Origin of the sequence: Psychrobacillus sp. FSL K6-2365, assembly GCF_038003165.1 — a bacterium.
Taxonomy (GTDB): Bacteria; Bacillota; Bacilli; order Bacillales_A; family Planococcaceae; genus Psychrobacillus; species Psychrobacillus psychrodurans.
Map to the genome: position 1 here is coordinate 308,123 of NZ_JBBOOO010000001.1, position 23,402 is coordinate 331,524.

The 23,402-nt window shown below is 37.2% G+C and carries 26 protein-coding genes; 22 read left to right on the top strand and 4 right to left on the bottom strand.

Annotation, left to right across the window (positions count from 1 at the left end):
- Nucleotides 1-53: 53 nt before the first annotated feature.
- The 3 genes from MKY29_RS01550 to MKY29_RS01560 all read right to left on the bottom strand — a co-directional run bounded on the left by MKY29_RS01550 (nt 54) and on the right by MKY29_RS01560 (nt 1,032).
- Nucleotides 54-326 carry a hypothetical protein gene (locus MKY29_RS01550; protein ID WP_340878795.1) on the bottom strand — a complete coding sequence of 91 codons (273 nt, stop codon included), beginning with the start codon at nt 324-326 and terminating at the stop codon, nt 54-56.
- Between the two features lie 68 nt (nt 327-394).
- On the bottom strand, nt 395-787 hold the full coding sequence (locus tag MKY29_RS01555) for a hypothetical protein (RefSeq protein ID WP_269922777.1): 393 nt from the start codon (nt 785-787) through the stop codon (nt 395-397).
- Between the two features lie 59 nt (nt 788-846).
- Complete coding sequence (locus tag MKY29_RS01560) at nt 847-1,032, bottom strand: DUF4083 domain-containing protein (protein ID WP_269922776.1); 186 nt, start codon at nt 1,030-1,032, stop codon at nt 847-849.
- 531 nt (nt 1,033-1,563) lie between these two features.
- Here MKY29_RS01560 and phnG point away from each other — a divergent pair.
- The 12 genes from phnG to MKY29_RS01620 all read left to right on the top strand — a co-directional run bounded on the left by phnG (nt 1,564) and on the right by MKY29_RS01620 (nt 11,845).
- The gene (phnG, locus tag MKY29_RS01565; RefSeq protein WP_340878796.1) at nt 1,564-1,986 is read left to right on the top strand and encodes a phosphonate C-P lyase system protein PhnG; all 423 of its coding nucleotides are present in this window, start codon (nt 1,564-1,566) and stop codon (nt 1,984-1,986) included.
- A 21-nt stretch (nt 1,987-2,007) separates the two neighbouring features.
- Complete coding sequence (phnH, locus tag MKY29_RS01570) at nt 2,008-2,604, top strand: phosphonate C-P lyase system protein PhnH (RefSeq protein ID WP_090565139.1); 597 nt, start codon at nt 2,008-2,010, stop codon at nt 2,602-2,604.
- Nucleotides 2,604-3,719 carry a carbon-phosphorus lyase complex subunit PhnI gene (locus MKY29_RS01575; protein ID WP_340878797.1) on the top strand — a complete coding sequence of 372 codons (1,116 nt, stop codon included), beginning with the start codon at nt 2,604-2,606 and terminating at the stop codon, nt 3,717-3,719. The genes phnH and MKY29_RS01575 overlap by 1 nt, the downstream gene beginning before the upstream one ends.
- Nucleotides 3,709-4,575, top strand: coding sequence for an alpha-D-ribose 1-methylphosphonate 5-phosphate C-P-lyase PhnJ (locus MKY29_RS01580; RefSeq protein WP_340878798.1), 867 nt, complete (start codon nt 3,709-3,711; stop codon nt 4,573-4,575). Before MKY29_RS01575 ends, MKY29_RS01580 begins: the two co-directional genes overlap by 11 nt.
- On the top strand, nt 4,568-5,407 hold the full coding sequence (locus tag MKY29_RS01585; RefSeq protein ID WP_340878799.1) for an ATP-binding cassette domain-containing protein: 840 nt from the start codon (nt 4,568-4,570) through the stop codon (nt 5,405-5,407). The genes MKY29_RS01580 and MKY29_RS01585 overlap by 8 nt, the downstream gene beginning before the upstream one ends.
- A 13-nt stretch (nt 5,408-5,420) precedes the next feature.
- Nucleotides 5,421-6,602 (top strand): phosphonate metabolism protein PhnM, encoded by a 1,182-nt coding sequence (gene phnM / locus MKY29_RS01590; RefSeq protein ID WP_241597777.1) that lies wholly within the window; start codon nt 5,421-5,423, stop codon nt 6,600-6,602.
- 20 nt (nt 6,603-6,622) lie between these two features.
- Entirely contained in the window at nt 6,623-7,345 is a 723-nt protein-coding gene (locus MKY29_RS01595) for a phosphonate C-P lyase system protein PhnL (protein ID WP_090565128.1), read from the top strand.
- Nucleotides 7,335-8,141 (top strand): PHP domain-containing protein, encoded by an 807-nt coding sequence (locus MKY29_RS01600; protein ID WP_241597774.1) that lies wholly within the window; start codon nt 7,335-7,337, stop codon nt 8,139-8,141. The genes MKY29_RS01595 and MKY29_RS01600 overlap by 11 nt, the downstream gene beginning before the upstream one ends.
- A 148-nt stretch (nt 8,142-8,289) precedes the next feature.
- Nucleotides 8,290-9,330 (top strand): PhnD/SsuA/transferrin family substrate-binding protein, encoded by a 1,041-nt coding sequence (locus MKY29_RS01605; RefSeq protein ID WP_340878800.1) that lies wholly within the window; start codon nt 8,290-8,292, stop codon nt 9,328-9,330.
- An 83-nt stretch (nt 9,331-9,413) separates the two neighbouring features.
- Nucleotides 9,414-10,187 (top strand): phosphonate ABC transporter ATP-binding protein, encoded by a 774-nt coding sequence (phnC, locus tag MKY29_RS01610; RefSeq protein ID WP_340878801.1) that lies wholly within the window; start codon nt 9,414-9,416, stop codon nt 10,185-10,187.
- A gap of 12 nt (nt 10,188-10,199) precedes the next feature.
- Nucleotides 10,200-10,988: a phosphonate ABC transporter, permease protein PhnE gene (phnE, locus tag MKY29_RS01615; protein WP_093495261.1), complete on the top strand. Its 789-nt coding sequence runs from the start codon at nt 10,200-10,202 to the stop codon at nt 10,986-10,988.
- Nucleotides 10,988-11,845, top strand: a complete 858-nt coding sequence (locus MKY29_RS01620) for an ABC transporter permease subunit (RefSeq protein WP_093495260.1) — start codon at nt 10,988-10,990, stop codon at nt 11,843-11,845. The genes phnE and MKY29_RS01620 overlap by 1 nt, the downstream gene beginning before the upstream one ends.
- A gap of 117 nt (nt 11,846-11,962) precedes the next feature.
- On the opposite strand, the gene MKY29_RS01625 is transcribed toward MKY29_RS01620, so the two are convergent.
- Nucleotides 11,963-12,520, bottom strand: coding sequence for a GbsR/MarR family transcriptional regulator (locus MKY29_RS01625; protein ID WP_090565116.1), 558 nt, complete (start codon nt 12,518-12,520; stop codon nt 11,963-11,965).
- Between the two features lie 214 nt (nt 12,521-12,734).
- Here MKY29_RS01625 and MKY29_RS01630 point away from each other — a divergent pair, with 214 nt between their 5' ends.
- The 10 genes from MKY29_RS01630 (at nt 12,735) to MKY29_RS01675 (ending at nt 23,015) form a co-directional block, all read left to right on the top strand.
- Nucleotides 12,735-13,988 carry a quaternary amine ABC transporter ATP-binding protein gene (locus MKY29_RS01630; RefSeq protein ID WP_241597769.1) on the top strand — a complete coding sequence of 418 codons (1,254 nt, stop codon included), beginning with the start codon at nt 12,735-12,737 and terminating at the stop codon, nt 13,986-13,988.
- 1 nt (nt 13,989) lies between these two features.
- Nucleotides 13,990-14,847, top strand: a complete 858-nt coding sequence (locus tag MKY29_RS01635) for an ABC transporter permease (protein ID WP_093495258.1) — start codon at nt 13,990-13,992, stop codon at nt 14,845-14,847.
- The gene (locus tag MKY29_RS01640; RefSeq protein WP_241597767.1) at nt 14,844-15,755 is read left to right on the top strand and encodes a glycine betaine ABC transporter substrate-binding protein; all 912 of its coding nucleotides are present in this window, start codon (nt 14,844-14,846) and stop codon (nt 15,753-15,755) included. Before MKY29_RS01635 ends, MKY29_RS01640 begins: the two co-directional genes overlap by 4 nt.
- 241 nt (nt 15,756-15,996) lie before the next feature.
- On the top strand, nt 15,997-17,019 hold the full coding sequence (locus MKY29_RS01645) for a serine hydrolase domain-containing protein (protein ID WP_340878802.1): 1,023 nt from the start codon (nt 15,997-15,999) through the stop codon (nt 17,017-17,019).
- A gap of 14 nt (nt 17,020-17,033) precedes the next feature.
- A complete protein-coding gene (locus MKY29_RS01650) occupies nt 17,034-18,341 on the top strand; it encodes an ABC transporter substrate-binding protein (RefSeq protein WP_241597763.1) in 1,308 nt (435 codons plus the stop codon).
- Nucleotides 18,342-18,362: 21 nt separating this feature from the next.
- A complete protein-coding gene (locus MKY29_RS01655; RefSeq protein WP_093495421.1) occupies nt 18,363-19,310 on the top strand; it encodes a carbohydrate ABC transporter permease in 948 nt (315 codons plus the stop codon).
- An 11-nt stretch (nt 19,311-19,321) separates the two neighbouring features.
- Nucleotides 19,322-20,149, top strand: coding sequence for a carbohydrate ABC transporter permease (locus MKY29_RS01660; protein WP_340878803.1), 828 nt, complete (start codon nt 19,322-19,324; stop codon nt 20,147-20,149).
- A complete protein-coding gene (locus tag MKY29_RS01665; protein ID WP_093495254.1) occupies nt 20,136-21,188 on the top strand; it encodes an N-acetylglucosamine kinase in 1,053 nt (350 codons plus the stop codon). The genes MKY29_RS01660 and MKY29_RS01665 overlap by 14 nt, the downstream gene beginning before the upstream one ends.
- Entirely contained in the window at nt 21,160-22,065 is a 906-nt protein-coding gene (gene murQ / locus MKY29_RS01670; protein WP_340878804.1) for an N-acetylmuramic acid 6-phosphate etherase, read from the top strand. The genes MKY29_RS01665 and murQ overlap by 29 nt, the downstream gene beginning before the upstream one ends.
- 50 nt (nt 22,066-22,115) lie before the next feature.
- Nucleotides 22,116-23,015, top strand: a complete 900-nt coding sequence (locus tag MKY29_RS01675) for a MurR/RpiR family transcriptional regulator (protein WP_093495252.1) — start codon at nt 22,116-22,118, stop codon at nt 23,013-23,015.
- Nucleotides 23,016-23,402 lie beyond the last annotated feature (387 nt).

Below are 23,402 nucleotides of genomic sequence, written 5' to 3' on the forward strand. Positions count from 1 at the left end.
AATTATTGAGCTGCGTCCGATTTCGTATTGCCTTTTTCTATAAATCGAAGATTTTAATTTTCATGGGAGTTGAATAAGAAGATGTAAATTATAAACAGTAAGGAAATCGCTATGATAGATTTAATCCATAATATTTTTTTACTTATGCCAGCTTTCCCTTCAAGATAATTTAAGTAAATCATTGTTAAAGGAAAACCTAACAATGCATATGAAGAATCCCCACCGATGGTTTCAACATATTTATATAATCCTACTACAATAATGAGAAGTCCAAGAGTACCAATGGACATATTAAAATATAAAGTGCCTCTATCGTTTTCTTCCAATTTTTCTCCCCCCGGTTTTATATCTCTATTTACTCCTACTTGAAATAAAGCATCCGTTAGTTGAGTTATTACAATCTAATTTCTTCACCTATACTTATAGCACGAAAAGGATTTCTTTCCTTTGATTTTAACGATTCAATAAAGTCTGAAGTTAAGTCCTCTTTGTTAATAATTATTCTTGTAGAACCAGATACTCCACCGTTTAAAAAAATGGGTTCAATAGATTCTGGATTCTTAAGTCGTTGATAAAAAAAACTGTCTAAAACAATAGTTGCATAACTAAAATCGCCTTTATTGATAGTGAATTGATAGTTAACTTCAATAATAAGTTCCTCATTGTTTTCCTCAATCTCATAGGTGAAACTTTTTACTTCTGCACTCTTATTAGGAAATAAAATCCAAACTAAGCACAATAAAAAAATAACAGATATAATGAAAATTATTACTTTGTTTCTTTTCAAAAATTGACCCCCATTTTATTTTATTAAACCGCCGCTTTAGTTCAATAAGAATAAAGGATTTACTGCTTCTTGAAGTCCATTAACTCTATTATTTTATCCATTTTCTTTTCTATTTCATTAAGTTGATGGTTTTTTGCCTGTTGATTCAAGAGTAATCTCCTTATAAATAAGGTGAACGATACTACAAATAAAACGATAAGCGCCAATACTATAACCTGATAAATCATGTCTCCCACATTAAACATTAAATAATCCCCTTGTATAGAAATGGTCAAGCACAACTTTACATTACCTCTCACATTCCATATTTACTTCATTCTACCATTTTTCATTGTTAATTAGACTCTTTATTAGTCAATCCTTATTGAACTAACCTGCTGCGTTAGTTTAAGTGTAGCATTTCACAAACTAAAACCACCTCACAAAAAATCAACCCAAGCCTCTAACATAACCTTGTTTAAAAGAAAGTATATAAAGATGTAACGTAAAAACATGACTAATACCACTGATTTTCGTTTCAGACCGACGCGATGAATCTTCCCCGCCACTTCGCGTTCCATATGAATTTTCATCTGTCTCCCTTATCACGCCCTTCGCTACAATCAATGGCATATCTACGTTCCAGTTCTTGAAGGACTGGGCGTTTTTTTTGCCTGGTTTTCTTAATCGTATTTGTTCATTAATTATTAAGAGCATTTACGAAACATTTACGATACCTTAAAACACTTGAACTTGGCGACAAGTTAAGATGAATTTGCAAAGGAGGATTCATGCATATGAAAAGAAAAAGAAGAACCGAGATTCTCGTTCAAGGCAATGTCCAGTTGGCGCAAAAGTTGGCGGAATCGATTGTAGATACTTATGAGTGTAGAGAAATTGTAGCTCCTCAATACGGATTGACCATGATTAAAATGCGAGAAACGGCAAAAAACTCACTATTTTATATAGGAGAAGTCTTAATAACAGAAGCAAAAGTGGAGATTAATAATCGTATTGGCATAGGAATTGTAGTCGGCATGAAAGACAAGCTTGCACAACATTTAGCGATTATCGATGCTGCATATAAAGCGGAATTACCTGAAACCATCACGTGGGAAACCTATTTAATAGAAGCAGAAAAGCAAATTATAAAAGAACGAGCAAAAAAGCAAGCCGAGCTTTTTGAGACAAAAGTTAATTTTGAAACGATGGAAGTCTAAATAACCAATAGGAGAGATAGTATGACGTTTGATCAAGTACATGATTTACAGCAAGTTTACAGATTAATATTGCACAGTATGTCTAGACCAGGCACCATTTCGTCCCTAACTGATATAGCAGAGCGTGTAGATATGAATCTTCCTTGTTACGACGCAACTATTTTAAGTGCCATGACATTTTTTGATGCAGAAACTACATTTCACATACTTTCAGAGGATCAGCAAGAGTTAATCGAAAAAATTTCAGAATATACATCTGCAAAATATGCACCAATTAACGAAGCAGACTTTGTCATTGTGTTGCGTGAAGATACAGAAACAGCTATACAAAGTGGTCTTCAAAATTGTAAAAACGGTACCCTGATTGATCCTCAGCTATCGTCAACTTGGATTATTGAAAGCACGTTATTATCTAGTGAAGGTGAATTGACTTTGAGAGGTCCTGGAATTCAGGAAACAGCACAATTGCATACAAGCTTTGATCACTCGATGTGGCAAGCGAGAAACGAAAAAACGAAAGAATATCCACTAGGTATTGATTTGATTTTCACAGACGAAAACGCTCAAGTAGTCTGCATTCCTCGAACAACATCAATCAGTGTTATGGGGGTGAGCTAATGGGATACGTTCCGGTAAAAGGCGGCACGCAGGCAATTGATGCATCTATTCAGCGCATAAAGTTTGAACGGTTAAAAGGTCAAGAAATAATTGATGTAGAGACGATTATGTCAACTATGCGGGGAATGGTTGATCAAGTTATGTCAGAAAGTAGCTTGTATTCTCCATACTTGGCAGCACTTGCTGTCAAGCAAGCGGAAGGAAGTATGGAAGAGGCGGTATTTCTTATGAGGGCTCATCGTTCGACTTTGCCCCGTCCTTATTACAGTCAAACAGTTGAGCCTGAAAAGATGTTTGTAGAGCGTCGTATTTCAGCAAGTTTCAAAGATATCCCAGGTGGACAATTATTAGGAGCGACGTATGATTACACACACCGCTTACTAGATTTTACATTAATAGAAGAAAATCTAGAAAATAACCTACAATGGTTACAAAATTATAAAGATCAATTAAAACAAATTGAAGCTTTAGGCGAAGTAAGCTATTTTCCTAAAGTAGTAGATTACTTGCGAGAAGAAGGACTTTTTGAAACATACAAGGCAGACAATACCCCTCCTATAGATGTTACAAAGCGAAGTTTAAAATTTCCAACAACGCGTAGTGAGAGGCTTCAAGTTCTAACAAGAGGACAAACTGGTGCAGTTACTTCACTAGGCTATGCATCATTAAGAGGATATGGGCAGGTTCATCCAACTGTCGGAGAAGTTAGAGTAGGATTTGTCCCGATTTATGTGCAGCATCCAAATGAGATGGAGCATAGTGACGAGGATGAATTTTATATTGGTGAAATTAAAGTAACCGAAGTTGAGTCTTTTGTTCCAACGAACGTGAAAAATGAAAATAACGAATATGAACTGGAATTTGAAATTGGATATGGCATTTGTTATGGGCAAAATGAAACGAAAGCTATCGCTATGAGCATTTTAGATCAATGCCTGGAGCAACCAGAATCAGATTTTCCAACACATGATGAAGAATTTGTGCTATTGCATATAGATTCTGTAGAATCCACAGGGTTTATTTCCCACTTGAAGCTACCACATTATGTGACGTTCCAATCAAAACTCGATAGTATCCGTCAAGTGAAGAAAGGGGGGCAAACAGTTGAAAGCTAATACCCATTTTGCATTTTTCGATGAAGGATCTAAAAAAGAAATTCGCCGTGCAATCATGAAAGCTGTAGCAATACCGGGTTATCAAGTGCCATTTGCTTCAAGAGAAATGCCCATTGCACGTGGTTGGGGTACAGGGGGATTGCAAATTACCCTTTCCATCATTGGTAAGTCGGATGTGCTGAAAGTAATTGACCAGGGTGCAGACGAATCTGTAAATGCAGTTAGTATAAAAAAGTTAGTTCATGAAACCACTAATGTAGAGCTAACAGAGGAAACCTCAGAAGCAACTATAATTCAATCAAGGCACCGTATACCAGAAGTTCCCTTAACAAAAGATCAAATTATTGTCTTACAAGTGCCTACTCCAGAACCACTTCGAGGAGTGGAAGAAAGGGAATTTGTGACGAAAAGAATGCATTCAGAAGACGATTATAGCGGTGTTTGGCTCATGTTATTTGAACAAATCATGAAATACGGAAGGACGGCAACATTTGCAGATCACCCTGTTTACGTAAATGGACGATATGTTATGGCACCAAGCCCAATTCCTAGATTTGATAACAATAAAATTCATCAATCAGAGTCTTTAATCTTACTTGGAGCAGGGCGAGAAAAGAAAATATATGCAGTTCCACCTTATACGAATGTGGAGTCTCTAGCTTTTGAGGACTATCCATTCACTGTGGAGTCCTTTGAAGGTCATAAGTGTCACCTATGTGGTTCAACAGATATCTTTTTAGATGAAATAATAGATCAACAAACAGGGGAAAAGAGTCATCAATGCAACGACACTAGTTTTTGTATGGATCAATTGAATAGGAAAGAGAAAGTTGAGGTGCAAACTAGCTATGCATGAGAAGCCAATACTCCAAGTAAGGAACCTGGGGAAGCAATTTGGAACGGGGTGCAAGGATTGTTCTGAACCTATGAATAGGAATTTAGAAAAAAACTTCTGTAAGAGTTGCGGGACAGTTTATGCATGCCAGGATATTTCATTCGATTTGTACCCAGGAGAAATTTTAGGAATCGTTGGGGAAAGTGGAAGTGGCAAATCTACGATGATGCAATGCTTATACTTCGATGCAGATGTTACTTCCGGAGAAGCGTATATTAGTGATTCTATATTAGCGGGGCAGAATGTTTTTGAATTATCCTCCCAGCAAAAGCGCTCTATCCGTAATCATGTATATGGAATGGTTTATCAAAACCCTGTCCATGGTTTAAAAATGAACTTCTCTTCTGTCGGCAATATAGCGGAGAAATTAATTGCGGCAGGGAATCGCAATGTTGCAAATATGGAAGCTACGAGTAAAAAACTGTTGAATAATGTGCATATACCTTTGCATCGCATGAAAGAAGAACCGCGAAACTTTTCGGGAGGGATGCAGCAAAGGGTTCAAATTGCAAAGGCGTTGTCGAATAATCCTCCTATTCTCTTTTTAGATGAAGTAACTACCGGATTGGATCTTTCCGTGCAAGCTAACGTGTTGGATTTAATCAAAAAAATCCAACGAGATTTAGGGATTAGTATGATTGTTGTTTCGCATGATTTAGGCGTAATACGTATGCTTGCAGATCGTACCATCGTGCTGTTGAACGGTAAAGTTATCGAAGAAGGTTTAACCGATCAAGTTTTAGAAGACCCACAGCATGAGTACACACAGCAATTAGTTTACTCATTATTATAGAGGAGCGGTGACTTTGTACATTATTCATAATGGGAAAATCATAACAGAAGAAACAATTTTGGAAGGGTATGCGGTTGTAGTGGAAGGTGAAATAATTCAGTCGATAATTCCCCAAGAAATAGTATCTACCTATACCGATGCGCAGTTAATAGATGCAAGAGGGGGATACATATCTCCTGGATTTATAGATATCCATTCGGATTATATTGAGACAATAGCATCGCCTAGACCAACTAGTATGATGGACTTCAATATTAGTTTGAGGGAAGCAGAGAAAATATTGATCAGTCATGGAATCACTACGATGTTTCATTCCCTGTCATTTTATCGAGAAGATGTTTTTACCCATAAACCGATGCGAAATCCGAATAATATTCAGCGAATGGTAGATGCGATCGACGCGACGCATAAAGAACTACATTTAATCCGTCACCGCATGCATGCACGGTTTGAAATAGACAATGTAGATGAAATAGACACGCTTGTAAAAAATATAGAGGATGGCAAAGTCCATCTGTTGTCATTTATGGACCATACACCAGGGCAAGGTCAGTATCGAAATCTTGAAGTATATCGTGAAACATTAAAAGGGTACCGGGACATTTCAGATGATGACGTCAATGTGTTAATTGCAGAGCGGCAAAGTACAGAATTTTTAACAAGTGAAAAAATAAAGGAAGTAGCAGACATTGCGATTTCAAAAGGTATTGCGATTGCATCACATGACGATGACAAAATTCAAAAGTTAGAATTAGTAAAATCCTTTGGAACAACAATTAGTGAATTTCCTATAACCCTTGAAGTAGCAAAGAAAGCAAAGGAAATTGGGCTACATACAATTGTGGGGGCTCCTAATGTGCTTCTCGGTGGCTCACACTCCGGCAATCTGTCGGCGGCTGAAGCAGTTGCAAACGACTGTGTAGATATTCTTTGTAGTGATTATTATCCAGCAGCATTGCTACACGCAATCTTTGATCTGCACGAGAAGCATGGTAATGATTTGCACAAAACGTTTATGATGGTCTCGTTAAATCCTGCTAAAGCAGTAAAAATGGACGATGAGTTGGGCTCGATAAAACCTGGCAAGAAAGCGGATATTTTAGTGATTGAACGTATGGAAGATGGGTATCCGATGCTGACTACAACAATGGTAAACGGAGCATTAATAACGACAACACATTACCGGATTAAATAGTAAATCAAGGAGGTAGTGAAATGACAATGCTAGAAATCAAGGATTTTGGCAAACGATTCACGATTCATCACTTAGAGAAAACAATGCCAGCAATCGAACATATCAATTTCTCTTTAGAAGCTGGAGAGTTCATTGGAATTGTTGGGAAAAGTGGCAGTGGTAAATCGACGATATTGAAGAGTATTTACCGCTCCTATTTACCGGATACCGGCAATATTTTATATAACTCGGCACGTTTTGGACAAGTGGATTTGGCAACAATATCGGAAAGAAAAATGCTTTATTTACGCCAATATGAGATAGGATATGTATCCCAGTTTTTAAATGTTATGCCAAGAACAACCTGCCGCCAGCTTGTTATTAATGCATTACTAGAAATGGGTGAATCCGAGGAAGTTGCTCTGAAGGAGTCAGGAGAGGCACTAACACATTTCGAAATGGATCCAAAACTATGGGATAGCTATCCTAATACGTTTTCCGGTGGGGAAAAGCTGAGACTAAATATTGCGATGGCAACGGTGAAAAATCCACGTTTACTATTGCTAGATGAACCAACTGCAAGTCTCGACCAACAATCTAAAGTAAAAGTCCGTGAAATGATTGAAAAACTGAAAAATAAAGGCACAACCTTAGTTGGAATATTTCATGATATTGAATTCATGGAAGGTCTTTGTGACAAGGTTTACGATATACAGTCAAGACAGCAAACAGTTGTAAAAGAGACGATAACCTATGAAAGCTGATTTACATGTTCATAGCCGCTATTCAGATGGATCGGAACATGCTGAAACAGTGATGAAACTAGCAAGCCTACAAGGTGTCACGCATATTAGTTTTGTTGACCATGACACAGTCAAGGGACTCCCAGAAGTTCTTGCACTTGGTAAAAAATACGGAGTTAAAGTCATACCTGGTATCGAAATCTCCGCCTTTGACTTTAAAAGAAATCGTAAAGTACATGTGCTCGGATATAACTATCATCCTAAAGCAATTCATATCCAAGCTATTTGTAATCCATTGTTAAAGCGAAGGCAAGAACATTCGCTTTGGCAAATACAACAAATAAAAGCTGCTGGATATGAACTTGAAATTGCAGCGATTAAGGAATCTGCAAAGCCATCCGACATAATTTACAAGCAACATATTATGCATAATTTAACGGAAGCCCCTTATACATCTGAAATATATAAAGAGCTATATAAAAAATTATTTAAAGGAAATGGTGTTGCTTCAGGAGATATCCAATACATTGATGTATTTGAGGCAATAGAAGCCATTGTCGGAGATGGGGGAATAGCAGTCATTGCACACCCTGGTCAGCTAAATACCTATGAGTTGATACCCGAGCTAATAGAGGTTGGCTTAGGTGGAATTGAAAGAAACCATTTAGATCACACTGCGGAAGATTATCAAAAGATAGAAATTTTAGCAGAAAAATATGGACTAATTATGACAGGTGGCACGGATTTTCACGGCTCATATGGCGCCACTATTGAAGTTGGAGATATTGTTAGTCCTTTATTTGAAAGATTTAGCTAAATAATACTTGTCAAGATGTAAAGAAGTTTAATAGTCTGCTAAGATACTGTAAATTTCCACAATTGGTAAATAATTTATGTTTCAATATACATGTACGAACAGGTTTTAAATGCACTACCATTTCATTTAGCGAAAAGGAGAATTATTAATGAAGAAAAATTGGTCTATTATCAGTCTGGTTTTAGTGGTAGCTATATTGTTATCTGCATGTTCAGAAGGAAGTGCTGGGGCGAAAAACGCTGAAGTGGATGACGTGATAAAAATCGCTTGGTATCCAAATGAATCGGGTTCGGATATGAAGTCTTCGCGTGATGAAATTGGACGAGTAATTGAAGAAGCTACTGGTAAAACAGTGGAACATCAGTTAACTACTGATTATGCAATTGCCATTGAAACATTAATAAATAATAACGCTGACCTTGCTTTCATGGGAGCGCAAGGTTATATCGAAGCTAAAAATGGAAACGATGCTATTCAACCTTTAGTCGTACCAACAGGTGAATCAGGTACATTAGATGACGCATTGTACCATAGTTGGTTAGCTATAAATGTAGATGCACAAGATGATTTCAAGGTAGACGGAGAATTTTCATTAGATAAATTAGAACAAAAAAGTATTTCATTTGTATCAAATAGCTCGACATCGGGATTTGTGGTACCGTCGTCATCCATTATTTCTCACTATGTAAAAAAATCAGGATTTGAAGATTTAGTAGCAGAAGACTTGATGGAGGGAGGCAAGCTATTCTCTCAAGTACTATTCGGAAATTCACATCAGGGTTCAGCAGTAAACCTATTAAGTAACAATTCAGAGGTCGCTGCTTTCTGTGATACATGTGTAGAAAACTACGTAGATGTAGTGGACGGTGAAGCGAACAAAGCAGGGTCTGTTTATAAAGTTAAAGACGATGCCGCAGAGCCTTTTAACACTGTTACAGGGAAAGAATTTTTGTTAATGTCTGTTACACCAGTATTAAACGCACCATTTGCAGCAAATTTAGAAGCTCTAGGTCAAGAGGATTATGATAAATTAATAGAATTATTTACCTCTGATGAAATTGCAAACAATGAAAAGATCTTTGTTCCAAAGGATTCAGGAGAGAGTGGATTATTCTTTAAGTCAGGAAATGAAAGATTCGCGGAAGTAGAAGATGCTTGGTTCAATCCAATTCGTGAACTTTCAAAATAGTAAACAAGGTATTCAAAATAAGAGTATGCATACGTATAAATGCATGCTCTTATTCATTAAATTAGCTAAAGGAGTTTAGATAAATGTCCTTACTTAAAGTGGAGAAATTAGGAAAGTCATATAACACAGATGCGAAAGTTCTTAACGATGTTAGCTTTGAAGTAGAAGCTGGAGAATTTGTATCAATTATTGGGCCATCAGGAGCTGGAAAATCAACACTATTACGCTGTATAAATCGGATGGTGGAAATCGACGAAGGCAAAGTAATTTTTGATGGTAATGATGTAGGTAGTTTGAACAAAAAAGAACTACGTAAAATGCGTACAAACATTGGCATGATTTTTCAACATTATAATCTTGTCCCACGCTTATCTGTTATCGAGAACGTGCTACATGGTAGATTCGGATATAAAACAACTGTTCAAGGTATATTAGGGAAATTTACAGAAGATGAAAAGGAGCAAGCTTTTTACCTTCTAAAAAAATTAGGAATTGAAGAGCATGCTTATAAACGGTGTGATCAGCTAAGTGGTGGTCAGCAACAACGTGTAGGAATTGCTCGTTCTCTCATCCAAGAGCCGAAAATTGTTCTGTGTGATGAACCAATTGCTTCACTTGATCCCAATGCATCTAAAGTGATTATGGATTATTTAAAATCGATTACGATGGAGCTTAACATTACATGCATTGTGAATTTGCATCAAGTGGAAATTGCACGAAGCTATTCTGATCGTATTATCGGCTTAAGTAAAGGTGGCATCGTCTTTGACGGTCCTAGCTATAGATTATCTACAGACAGTACTGATCTAATTTATGGCACAAAAACGGTAGAAAAAAGACAGTTAGTTACTGTGTAAGGAGTAATCAAAGTGAATGAAAAAGTAATGCGAAACCAACGGAAATGGCAAACGATTATTTTTGCTACGATTATAATCGTCCTGACATATTTATCATCGGATATAACGAACTTTAATATCATTCATGGAATTGCTACGTTACCAAATGCTTTTACTTGGATAGTTTCAAATCTATTTATTACCCAAGAAACGCTAGAAAGGCTCCCGAAAATACTGGAGAAATTAGCGGAAACTATTCTTATGTCTATTGCAGCCACCACAACTGCGACAGTCTTTTCTCTCTTTTTAGGGTTAATGGGTTCAAAAACAACTGGAACAAGTAATTTACTCGGTGCATTTGCTCGATTTATCGCATCGGTGGCAAGAAATATTCCAGTAGTTGCTTGGGCTTTAATATTGCTTCTATCCTTTGGTCAAAATTCAGTGACTGGGTACTTAGCTTTGTTTGTTGGCTCGTTGGGCTTTTTAACAAGAGCGTTTATTGAATCTATCGATGAAGCTAGCCAAAGTGCAGTGGAAGCCTTGAGGGCCACTGGTGCTACCTACTTTCAAATTGTCTATAAAGCAGTTATTCCACAATGTTTGCCTCAAATGATCAGTTGGATTTTGTTTATGATCGAGACAAATATCCGTAGTGCCACACTAGTTGGTATCTTAACCGGTACGGGAATTGGATACTCATTTGACCTCTATTATAAAACCCTTAACTATCATGCAGTGGCGCTTGTTACGCTTAGTATCGTCATTTCCGTTATTATGCTAGAACTGATTTCAAATCATATCCGGAAGGTGATTCTATAATGGAAGTAACATCCACACCGATATACATCAGAAAAAAGTCAAATGGTCGAATTTCGATTAAATCTGGCAACAAAGTAGAACGCGTCATGAAAGCGACAGGGATTGTTCTGTTTGGACTAACTATTTTAGCTTTTATGTCATTTAATTATTCTGGCTTAGATTTAACTAAAGCAATTTCAGAAACAGCATATAATTTGAAGACGATGTTCCTCGAACCCGCTTTGAGTCACTTCACATGGGGGGAGGCATTTTATCAAGTAGGAATTACGCTTGGATTAGCATTTCTTTCGACAATTCTAGGAGCAGTGATTGCCTTCTTCTTGGCCTTGATGGCAGCAACTAATTTATCGAACAAATGGATATCGAAAACAGTACGAATTCTAGTAGCCTTTGTTCGCGCAGTACCAACCGTTTTATGGGTACTAATCTTTGCAATCGCAGCAGGGTTAGGAAGTGAAGCCGCTGTTCTTGGAATGCTATTTCACTCAATTGCATATTTAGTAAAAGCATTTTCGGAGGCTTTTGAAGAAGTAGATAAGGGGATATTGGAGGCGCTTACTGCAACTGGTGCTAACTGGTGGCATACCGTAACTCATGCTATCTTACCCTCGACGTTCACCTATTTACTATCTTGGACATTCTTACGATTTGAAATCAATTTCTCTGTAGCTGTTGCAATGGGAGCCGCAGCAGGTGCAGGAGGGATCGGATTCGAATTGTTTATGGCTTCTGGATTCTACTTTGATATGCGAGAGGTCGGATTAATTACTTACATGATCCTAATCCTAGCAATTGTCTTAGAGTTAACATCTACTAGATTAAAAAGTCGTTATTTCCCAGCTACATCTGTAAAATAACACGTTAATTCAAACAAACATGAATGTTTAAATTTTCATGTTTGTTTTATACACAGGGACACAAAAACCCCAAAATAGTATGCACTGTAAAAAGTGCAGCTGTTTTGGGGTCTTGTATTAGTTTTTAGTATTTTCGTTAGAATTCTCAAACTTAGGAACTAAATCGAAAATTCGTTGGTCTTCAAAAGCATCTATGAGGCGTTCCAACCAGTTGTAATAGTCTTTCATGTATTTAAGCTTATCAATATCTATTTGAACCTCTTCACGTAATTCTTCACTTAGGACCGGATTCTGTAATAATTCTTCAAGTTCTGCCAGTGACTTTTTAATTGCCGCCGTATGCAGTGTGACTGATCTTTGCCATTTAATAGAAAACAAATCGATGAAGCTTTGGTGCCAATCATCTGTCACTTTATATAAATCTTTACGAACTCCCTTTTTCCAGGCACGTTCGACTAACTTTAGTTCGGATAGCGCTCGGACAGAAGTGCTCATACTTGTTTTACTCATGCCTAGTTTTTCTGTCATATCATCTAATGTTAATGGTTCATTTTGAAAAAACATTGTTCCGAATTGTCTACCTGCAGAAGGCACCAAACCGTATAAATGTATGTTTTGGGCAATTGTCTCTATAATTCTCTCCCGTGCTTTATCTATTTTTTCATGGTCCTCCATATACGTTCCCTCCACTGAAATTAGCCTTGTTCACATAATCCAGCTAACTAAATTTAAATGTATTATATCCTTACCCAAAAAGCAATTTTTTTAAATATTTATTGTACAGTTTTTACTGTACAAACAATTAATTTAGTTTAAACTGTTGAAAATTTATGAAGTTCACTCTATAATGAATAGGGTTCGTGTGTTTCGGACGGTGAGGAGTGAAGGCATGAGTGAAGAATATATAAATAAAAAAATAGTAGTAAAAGACGCTACAAAGATTTTTGGTAAAAGTAGTGGTCGTGCAATACAGTTGCTGAAAGATGGTAAATCAAAAAGTGAAATTTTGAAAGCAACTGGTGCAACTGTTGGAGTGAAACAAGTATCCTTTGATGTCAATGAAGGTGAAATTTTCGTCATTATGGGTTTATCCGGAAGTGGTAAATCAACATTAGTTAGAATGCTTAATAGATTAATAGATCCAACAATGGGCAAAATTTTACTAGATGGTAAGGATATTGTTCAGATGAATAAGGAACAACTTCGTGATGTAAGAAGGAAGAAAATTGGAATGGTATTTCAAAATTTTGCCCTCTTTCCACATAAAACAATTGTTGAAAATACAGAGTATGGCTTAGAAATCCAAGGGGTTTCTAAAAAAGAAAGAAACGAAAAAGCAATAGAATCTTTAAGACTTGTCGGTCTTGCAGGATATGAGGAACAGTATCCGAAACAACTAAGTGGAGGTATGCAACAGCGTGTTGGTCTTGCTAGAGCACTTGCGAATAATCCAGATATTTTGCTTATGGATGAAGCGTTTAGTGCATTAGATCCGCTTATTCGAAAAGATATGCAAAATGAGCTGCTTCAGCTTCATCACGATATGCAAAAAACAATAATTTTCATCACACATGATTTAGATGAAGCCCTTCGCATTGGTGACCGTATAGCACTGATGAAGGACGGGGAAATTGTTCAAATTGGATCTCCTGAAGAAATTCTGATGAGTCCATCCAATGAGTATGTTGAAAGATTTGTGGAAGACGTAGATTTATCTAAAGTACTAACTGCTGGTCATATCATGAAAAAAGCCGACACAGTAAAAGTTGACCGTGGTCCTCGTGTAGCACTTCGACTGATGAAACAATTAGGTATTTCTTCTATATATGTAGTAGATAATGCGAATCGCTTATTAGGAGCTGTTACAGCGCAAGATACTGTAGCTGCAATCGAATCAGAGAAATCACTGAATGATGTCATTATTTCTGATCTTCCGATGATTTTACCAGATACGGTTCTCACAGAGTTATTTGATGTTGTCTCAACAGCAAGCATTCCTGTAGCAGTTATTAATGAAGAACAAAAGCTACAAGGAATTATTATACGTGGTGCCCTCATAGGTGCATTATCTGGCGATAATGAGTTCATTAACAAAGATGGAACAGTGGATTCCGCAGAGCAACCTATTACGGAGGTGATTTAAGATGAATGAACTATTACCTCGCCTACCTTTTGCCGATTGGATTGATACTGGAGTTGATTGGTTAGTAGATACGTTTGGAACAGGTCTAGACGGTTTTGCTGATGTACTAGAAGGAGTAGTAGAAGGTTCAGTGGATATATTGGATTTAGTTCCTTCTATATTATTAGCTTTCATCTTTGCTTTAATAGCGGGACTAATTTCTACGAGGAAGATTGCCTTCTTCTCGCTGATTGGCCTTTTATTCATCGATTATTTAGGATATTGGTACCCAATGCTTCAGATGCTAACGTTAGTATTGACTTCAGTCATCTTCGCGCTAGTGATTGGTATTCCTATAGGGATTCTTAGTTCTCAAAAAGCGGGTGTTCGAAAGGTAGTAAATCCAATATTGGATTTAATGCAAACAATGCCTGCGTTCGTCTATCTAATACCGGCAATTTTCTTTTTCAATATTGGGGTCGTACCGGGAGTTGTAGCATCGGTAATTTTCGCAATGCCTCCAACAATTCGTTTAACGATGTTAGGTATTCAGCAAGTACCGAAAGATTTAATAGAAGCAACAGAAGCATTTGGCTCAACGACGTGGCAGCGGTTGATTAAAATCCAGATTCCACTAGCGAAACCTACGATTATGGCAGGGGTGAACCAAAGTATAATGCTATCCCTATCAATGGTTGTAATAGCTTCGATGGTAGGTGCACCGGGGCTTGGTGAAGAAGTTTACCGTTCTGTTACACAATTGAAAACAGGAGTTGGCGTAGAAACTGGACTATCTATCGTAATCGTTGCGATTATTTTAGATAGAATCACGCAATACGCTGGAAATAGAAAGAAAAAACTAGGGGGAAATACAATATGAAATTAGCAAAAAAGTTAACAGGTCTAGGAGCAGTTGCATTACTTTCACTTGGGTTAGCAGCATGTGGGGATACAGAAGAGAAAAATGATTCAACATCTACGGATTCAAATGCAAGTTCAGTTGGAGAGTCACTTGACTACAAGATTACAGGTATTGATCCTGGAGCTGGAATTATGGAAGCAACAGAAAGAGCTATTACAGATTATGAATTAGATGAGTGGGACCTGGTAAGTGGTTCAAGTGCTGCAATGACAGCATCTCTAAAAAAAGCATATGATGCGGAAGAGCCGATTGTCGTAACAGGTTGGACTCCTCACTGGAAATTCGCTGAATATGATTTGAAATATCTTGAAGATCCAAAAGGTTCATATGGTGGGGAAGAAGAAATTCACACAATTGGTCGTACTGGATTACAAGAAGAAATGCCAGAAGCTCACCAAGTCCTTTCCAATTTCAACTGGTCAGAGGATGATATGGGTGAAGTTATGATTGCTATTAAAGACGGTGAAAAACCAGAAGTAGCTGCACAAACTTGGGTAGATGCAAATCCCGAGAAAGTTGCAGCATGGACAGATGGTATTGAAAAAGTCGACGGCGACAAGATTAAACTTGCATATGTTGCATGGGATAGTGAAATCGCCAGTACAAACGTTATGAGCATCGTATTAACAAGCCTAGGATATGACGTAACAATGCTTCAAGTTGAAGCAGGTCCAATGTGGACAGCTATTGCCGACGGTAGTGCAGATGCATCACTTGCTGGATGGTTGCCATTAACACATGCTACGTATGCTGAAAAATTCGATGGTAAATTTGAAGACCTTGGCACAAGCATGACAGGTGTAAAAATTGGCTTGGTTGTTCCAGCATATATGGACATCACATCAATTGAAGATTTGAAAAAATAATAAATATAAACAAACCCCTGGAGCGAGTAAAAAACTTGTTCTGGGGGTTTTTAGTTTGTCCCTGTGTAGGAAACATTCACGTTAATTCAAATAAACGTGAATGTTTCTATTTTCATGTTTGTTTCTTACACAGGGACTAAAAAAGAAATTGAAAAAAAATTTCACTATTCTTTAATATTTATAGTATAATATTTTAAATAACTAAATTATCTGTTATTTCTGATTATTGGGGGGGTGGGTAATGCTAAAAGAGTATATTCAAAAATTTGTTGATGAAAAGAAGATTCCAGGTGCTGTCATACACGTACAACGTGATGACGAAGTTTTGTTTCAACATAGCTGTGGTGGATATAAGGCTAGAGATGGCAGCTATCATTCTATTACAAAAGATACTATTTTTGATGTTGCTTCTTTAACAAAAGTAATAGCAACCTTACCCTCCATCTTGGTGTTACTGACGAAAGGCGAAATAGCATTAGAGGATCCTGTGCAGAAATTTTTACCTGACTTTCAATACGATTCTGTTAGCGTTTATCATCTTCTTCATCACAATAGTGGCTTGCCAGCGGATTTAACCCCACCGGTTCAACGAGGTGAGAATAGAAATATACTGCTCGAGGTTTATCGGTCAAGGCTACAATATGTGACGGGAGAAGCAGTGGTTTATAGTGACTTAGGCATGATTTTACTAGGGGAAATCATACAAAAAGTATCTGGTAAATCCTTAGATAGGTTTGTAGAAAGTGAAATATTTCAACCTTGGTTGATGGATAACACGTGTTTCAATCCATCGAAGGAACTTCTGCCCATTATTGCCTCTACTGAAATGGTTGAGGAGCAATATGTACAGGGAGAGGCCCATGATGAAAAGGCATTTTTGTTATCAGGAGTTTCCGGAAGTGCTGGACTATTTACCAATGTAATGGATTTAGTACAGTACGCAAAATTTTGGCTTGGTATATCAACTCAGTCGGTTATACCATCTGAATGGATGGATTTATGTCATACACTATTATTCCAACATCGAGGCTTAGGCTTTGAGGTTTGGTCTGGTATTGAACCGTTATTATCTTGTGGTAGGAGGTGGAGTGTAGGTTCTTTTGGCCATACAGGATTTACAGGTACTTCGATCTGGATGGATCCAAACGAAAAATTATTTGTAGTTTTGTTAACTAATGCGGTGCATTACGGTAGGCACTCTCATGTAAGAGAACTGAGGCTAGGCGTTCATGATTTAGTTTATGGAATGTACATTTCAAATTAAAGGGGCGTATTAAAATGAGAAAAATGACAAAGTATTTGCTTCTATTTTTATTTGCAATGCTAGTAACTTTCGTTTTAGCAGCTTGTTCAGATAACGGGAATGATTCGAAAGCGGATACTGATGAAGGTACTAGTGAAAATGGGGAAACGGCTTCAGAAGAAAAAGTAAAACTAACAATAGGTAGTTGGCGTACAGAAGATGTAGCAAAGTACGAAAAAGTAATTGCTTTATTTAATGAAACAAACCCTGACATTCAGGTAGAATTTAATCCAACTAAAAATACGGAATACAATACAGTTTTAAATACGTCCTTACAAGCAGGTGAGGGCCCGGATATTTTCCACTTGCGTCCATATGCAGCGGGATTAAAGCTAGCAGAAGCTGGATTCGTTGAGCCAATTTCAGACATTAACGGATTAGACCAATATTCAGAGGATTATCTAGCAGCTTCTAAAGGTACTGACGGGGAACAATATGGCGTTCCTTTAAACATAAGTTCAACACAATTTTTCTATAACAAAAAAATATTTGAAGATCAGGGACTTGAAGTACCGACAACTTGGGATGAATTTATCGAAGTGAACGAGAAACTATTGGATGCAGGTATTACGCCAATTGCTATGGGAACTAAAGAAGGTTGGTTACTATCTCTAACACATGGAATTGTAGGGGCAGGTGTGTTAGATGGAAATACATTTGCAGATAAACTTGTTACTGGTGATAAAGATTTTACAGACCCAGCATTTGTAGAATCGATAGAAGCGATGAATGATTTGAAAAAGTATTTTCCTGCTAATTCTGAAGGATTAGGAATGGACGACATACGTACATTATTTGCGATGGAACAAGCGGCTATGTTCCCACTTGGAAGCTGGGAAATCCCAGTCGTTAATGAGTTAAATGCAGATTTAGACTATGGCTTTTTCCCAATGCCATCGAAAGCAGGTAACCAAACGGTAACGACTTGGGTAGATGGATCTTTTGCAATCAATGCAAAGTCTAAAAATAAGGAAGCGGCAAAAACATTTTTAGAATTCCTAACAACAAAAGAGTTTGGTGAATTATTTGTTGATGAGTTCAAAATGATTAGTGCAATTCCTGGGATCACTTCAGATGATAAGCTTCTTAGTGAGTTAAGCAAAGCAGTAGAATCTAATTCAACACCGTATTACTGGGTTATTAATTTTGTAAGTGGGGACCCAACTACGAAAACGGTATTAGAAACAGAATTACAAGGGATGTATTTAGGAGAAGTTACCCCAGCAGAAGTAGCTCAAAAATTGCAGGAAAATGCAGAAACCTCATTTGAGCCTTTTAAATAACAAAAAAGGAGGCCATGAATGATGACAACTGTACAAACTGCTTTGAAAAAGAAGGGAAGAAAGAATGGGAAAAGGTGGACTATCCACCTTTTCCCTATTCCCGCATTAATTATTTATAGCGTGTTCGTGCTCTATCCTATACTAGCTGCATTAACGTATAGCTTCTATTCATTCAAAGGTTTTTCACGAGAGTCTTTTGTTGGCTTTGATAATTTCGTTACATTATTTACGACAGAGCCATATGGATCCATGTTTACGAATGCCTTCAAGCATAATCTACTCTATTTTGGACTTCAAATGATTGTTATGAATGGCTTGGCATTTATACTTGCTTTTGTCATTTACAAAAAAGTGAGAGGTGCTGAGTTTTTCAAGATTGCCTTCTTTCTACCTCGTTTATTATCCGTAATTGTGGTCGGTTTTTTGTGGAAGCTTATTTTAAATCCTAACTTCGGTACTCTAAATATGTTACTAGGCAAACTAGGACTAGAGGAATTACAGCGAGCATGGCTTGGAGATCCAAATACGGCATTGATTTCTATAATCTTAGTAAATTGTTGGTTTGGTTTAGGGTTTGGTGTATTAATCTTTCTAGCGGGTTTTCAAAGTATTCCAGGTGAGCTAATAGAAGCTGCTAAATTAGATGGTGCTAAAGGAATGACAATGATTCGTAAAATTTATTTACCTTTAATGATTCCTTCCATCATGATTATGACGGTATTGACATTTATACAGTCCTTCGAGGCATTTGAACTTGTCTATGCTATGCAGGGGTCGATGGGAGAGCCATATTATTCAACTGATACGTTGGCGGTATTCTTTTATCGCTTAGCATTTGGAAGCTCCACATCTGGAAGCTCTGATGCGATAGGTCTAGGTTCTGCCCTAGCGGCAGTGTTATTTTTCTTCATATTAATATGTACGATGATATTCCTAAAGTTTACAAATAAAAAAGAAGTAGAAATGTAAGGGTGAGTAGTATGAAGAATAGTTCAATGTGGTCAAAACCATTTTATTATGTCCTTGTATTCGCAGTGGCTACTATAAGTTTGTATCCAATCTTTTTAATGTTTTTATCTTCTTTTAAAACAAGTGCAGAAATATTTAAGAATCCTTTAGGTCTTCCTACGCACTTTAGCTTAGATACCTATAGAACATTATTGAGTAAAGTCCCGTTTGATCAATATTTTATAAATAGTGTAATAGTTAGTGTTACATCTGTTGTACTGGTTGTAATTTTTTGCTCGTTAGCGGCTTATTATATTGCACGCTTTAAATTTAGCTGGAACAATGCTATCTTCTTTATATTTTTATTGGGAATGATGATCCCTATTAAATTAGGTATTGTACCATTATTTATATTAATGCGTGATTTAGGGCTGATCAATTCACTTTGGTCCCTTATATTTATGAACATTGCAACAGGAACGCCGTTAACGGTGCTTATATTAACTGGATTTTTTAAGACAATGCCCATAGAGCTAGAGGAAGCAGCAAGAATGGACGGAGCAGGAAACCTACGAGTCCTATGGAGTGTTCTTCTTCCATTAATGCGACCGGCACTAGGCACAGTGGTTATAGTCAATTTTATCGCTGCATGGAATGACTTCTTCTTCCCGCTAATTTTTATAACAGAAAAGGCTAAGATGACAATACCAGTCGGCATGTTGTCACTGTTTGGTGAACATTCAGCCGATTGGGGATCGCTTTTCGCTGGCCTAACATTAGCTTCTTTACCAATGATGATACTATTCTTTGTTGCATCCAAACAATTTATGGAGGGGCTGACAGCAGGTGCAGTTAAGTGAAAGTTATCTAATCGGCGTGGATGGAGGTGGAACGAAAACCTACTGTGTCATTGGCGATAAAACTGGCAGAATAATTGGCACAGTTGTAGGTGGAGGGTCTAATATCAAATCTACAAAACCTGAAAAGGTACGATTACAAATTGTTGAATTATTAAATGATTTGTTGAACCGGTATGGGATAAAAAAAGAAGAGATTTCTGGAATTTATATTGGTACTGCTGGTGGTGATCGGAATGTCGATAAAAAAACCTGGCATGATTGGATGATGGACTATTTTTCACCACATCCTTGTAGGATTCAAATTACAAATGATGCACTACCTGCTTTAGTAAGTGGAACTTTCAGCTTAAATGGCTTAGTTGTGATTGCGGGAACAGGATCCATTGCTTATTTAGTGCAGGATAACGGTGCTAGAACCATACGTTCTGGCGGCTGGGGCTATTTACTAGGTGATGATGGTAGCGGTTATCATATAGGAAATGAAGCACTTCGCTATGTCACAACGTATTACGATCAGCACGGGGAACTTTCCAAAAATGAGCGCTTAACACAAATCGTCTTACAACATTACAATCTACAAAATGTTTATGAATTAGTACCAGCAGTTTATGACGACGAGAATCCCCGTACAGCGATTGCTTCACTAGCAATGTTAGTTTTAGACTTAGCTGAAGAAAAATATCAACCAGCTGTTGATATAGTTCAGCAAGCGATTAAGGCATTAGTGGAGCTTATTTCTACTATTCTTACCAAGGAAAAAATTGCGAAGGAGTTTCCGATTGTACTTTGTGGAGGGCTATTTTCAAATGAATTATTTCTTGAAACATTTAAACATACTATGCGAGGGTTTGATAACAAATTGTATGTACCTACACTACCACCAGTTGTAGGTTCGTATTTAAATGCATTAGTTAGTGAAGGGATAGAACATAGCCCAGAACTCCGGAAAGAAGTAATTAGGTCGTGGACACAATTAATGGATGAACAGAACGATGAAAGGTATGATATAAATGAATCGATTGGAAAAACTAGGAACTGAACGTGCCAATCCAAAAACTAAAAACCTAGATATCATGACTGTAAAAGAAATTATCAAAACGATGAACGAAGAAGACCAAACAGTTGCACTCGCAGTTCAGAGAGTTTTACCCCAAATAGAGGATGCCGTTTATATTGTTCATAAAGGTCTCTCAAATAATGGAAGGTTGCTTTATGTAGGAGCAGGTACGAGTGGTCGAATTGGTTTACTAGATGCAGTAGAGTGTCCACCAACCTTTAGCACATCACCCCAAATGGTTCAGGCTGTGCTTGCTGGAGGTCATAGTGCTGTTATGGTTGCTGTGGAAGGAGCAGAAGATGATCAAGAGCTAGGGAAAAGTGATTTAAAGCAATTAGATCTTACTTCAAGTGATGTGGTGGTTGGTATAGCCGCAAGTGGTAGAACTCCATACGTAATTGGTGCTTTGGCTTATGCTCAATCAGTAGGGGCTAAAACAATTAGTCTATCAAGCAATAAGCAGGCTACAATTAGCCAATATGCGAACGTAGCCATTGAGGTAGAAACCGGTCCTGAAGTTTTAACAGGGTCTACCCGCTTAAAGGCCGCAACAGCACATAAGATGATTGTTAACATGATTTCTACTGTTTCTATGATTCAAGCTGGTAAGGTATATAAAAACTTAATGGTCGATGTGCATGCTAGTAATTATAAACTAAAAGAACGTGCAAAAATGATTGTTTGTGAAGTAACCAATATTACATATGAAGAAGCAGAGAAAGCTCTCATTGAGACACAATTTAATGTGAAACAAGCAATAGTGATGATTTCAACTGGATCGACTGCTGAAGAAGGTGCAAATTTATTGAAAAAAGCAGATGGTAAAGTACGCATGGCTATTGGAGAAAAGGATGAGTAGAGTGCGATTATTTACTCTTTACGAAAGAAATAAAGAGCTAGAGGTGTACAATGACACAAAAGGTGAATGCGGGATTAGCTATATTAGAGGAAATGATTGATCGTCTGCCAGGCTCAGAAAGGAAAATTGCTGAATATATATTAAAGTTTCCGAAAGAGTCCATTAACTTAACAGTCGTAGAGTTAGGAAAAGTGAGTGGCACAAGTAGTGCGGCAGTCATAAGACTTTGTAAGTCACTTCAAGTGAATAGCTTTCAGGACTTAAAGCTAAGAATTGCGGGGGACTTACAGAATGAACGTCAAGACCTGCGCGATATTGAACCAAATGAATCTTTTGAAACGATGGTCGAAAAAATAACACTGCAAAGTATAAGGTCACTACGAGAAACAACAAATATGATTGATATGGTGCAACTAACAAAGGCAGTGGAAGTTATTTTAGAGGCATCCCATATTTATATATTTGGCGTTGGAGCATCAGGCATTGCGGCAATGGACGTTCAGCAAAAATTTATGCGTATTAATAAGTATTGCTCCTATTACCCAGACGTACATTTAGCTGCGACAGCAGTTGCCAATGCTTCTAAGAAAGATGTGATTTTTGGTATTTCCTCTTCAGGTAATACACATGAAGTTGCAAAAATATTAGAAATTGGTATGCAAGCTGGTGCTAAAACAATTAGTTTAACACGTTACGGTAATTCGCTAGTAGCTGATTTGGCAGAAATAAATTTGTTTACTGCAACTTCATTAGAACCTACATTTCGCAGTGGAGCAACCTCTTCCAGATTAGCACAATTACATGTAATCGATATGCTCTTTATGTGTATTGCAACAACTACATTCGAGCAAACGATTGGCTACTTGGACACAACAAGAATGGCGATAGATACACTCCATCAAAAATTGCCTAAAAGAAAAACTGCTAATGAGCAGGAACTAAGTGAATGAAAATCTTACCCTGTGAAAGAAACAATGATGTCTGTTTCTTTCACAGGGTTATTTTAATTGGTTACCACCAGAGGGTATATTGTTAATCTATTTAGTTAACAACATGAACAGTACAACTACGTAGGAAATCAACCTATCAGTTTAAATAGAAATTAAAACAGCCGTGGATGATAGCAGTCCATGGCTATTTTGTTAATCGGGGGAAGTTTGACCTACTTATGTAGATATTTATAAATCATTATGTAAATTCTTCTAAAACATTAGTAATGCTTTGGGTGTCATATTAACCCGCCCTACGATTCATTTTACTAAAATTATATACTTCCACCTTTACCTACTGTGTAAAAAATGGAATATTATACTAATAAGGGGATGAGGAGGAATTTA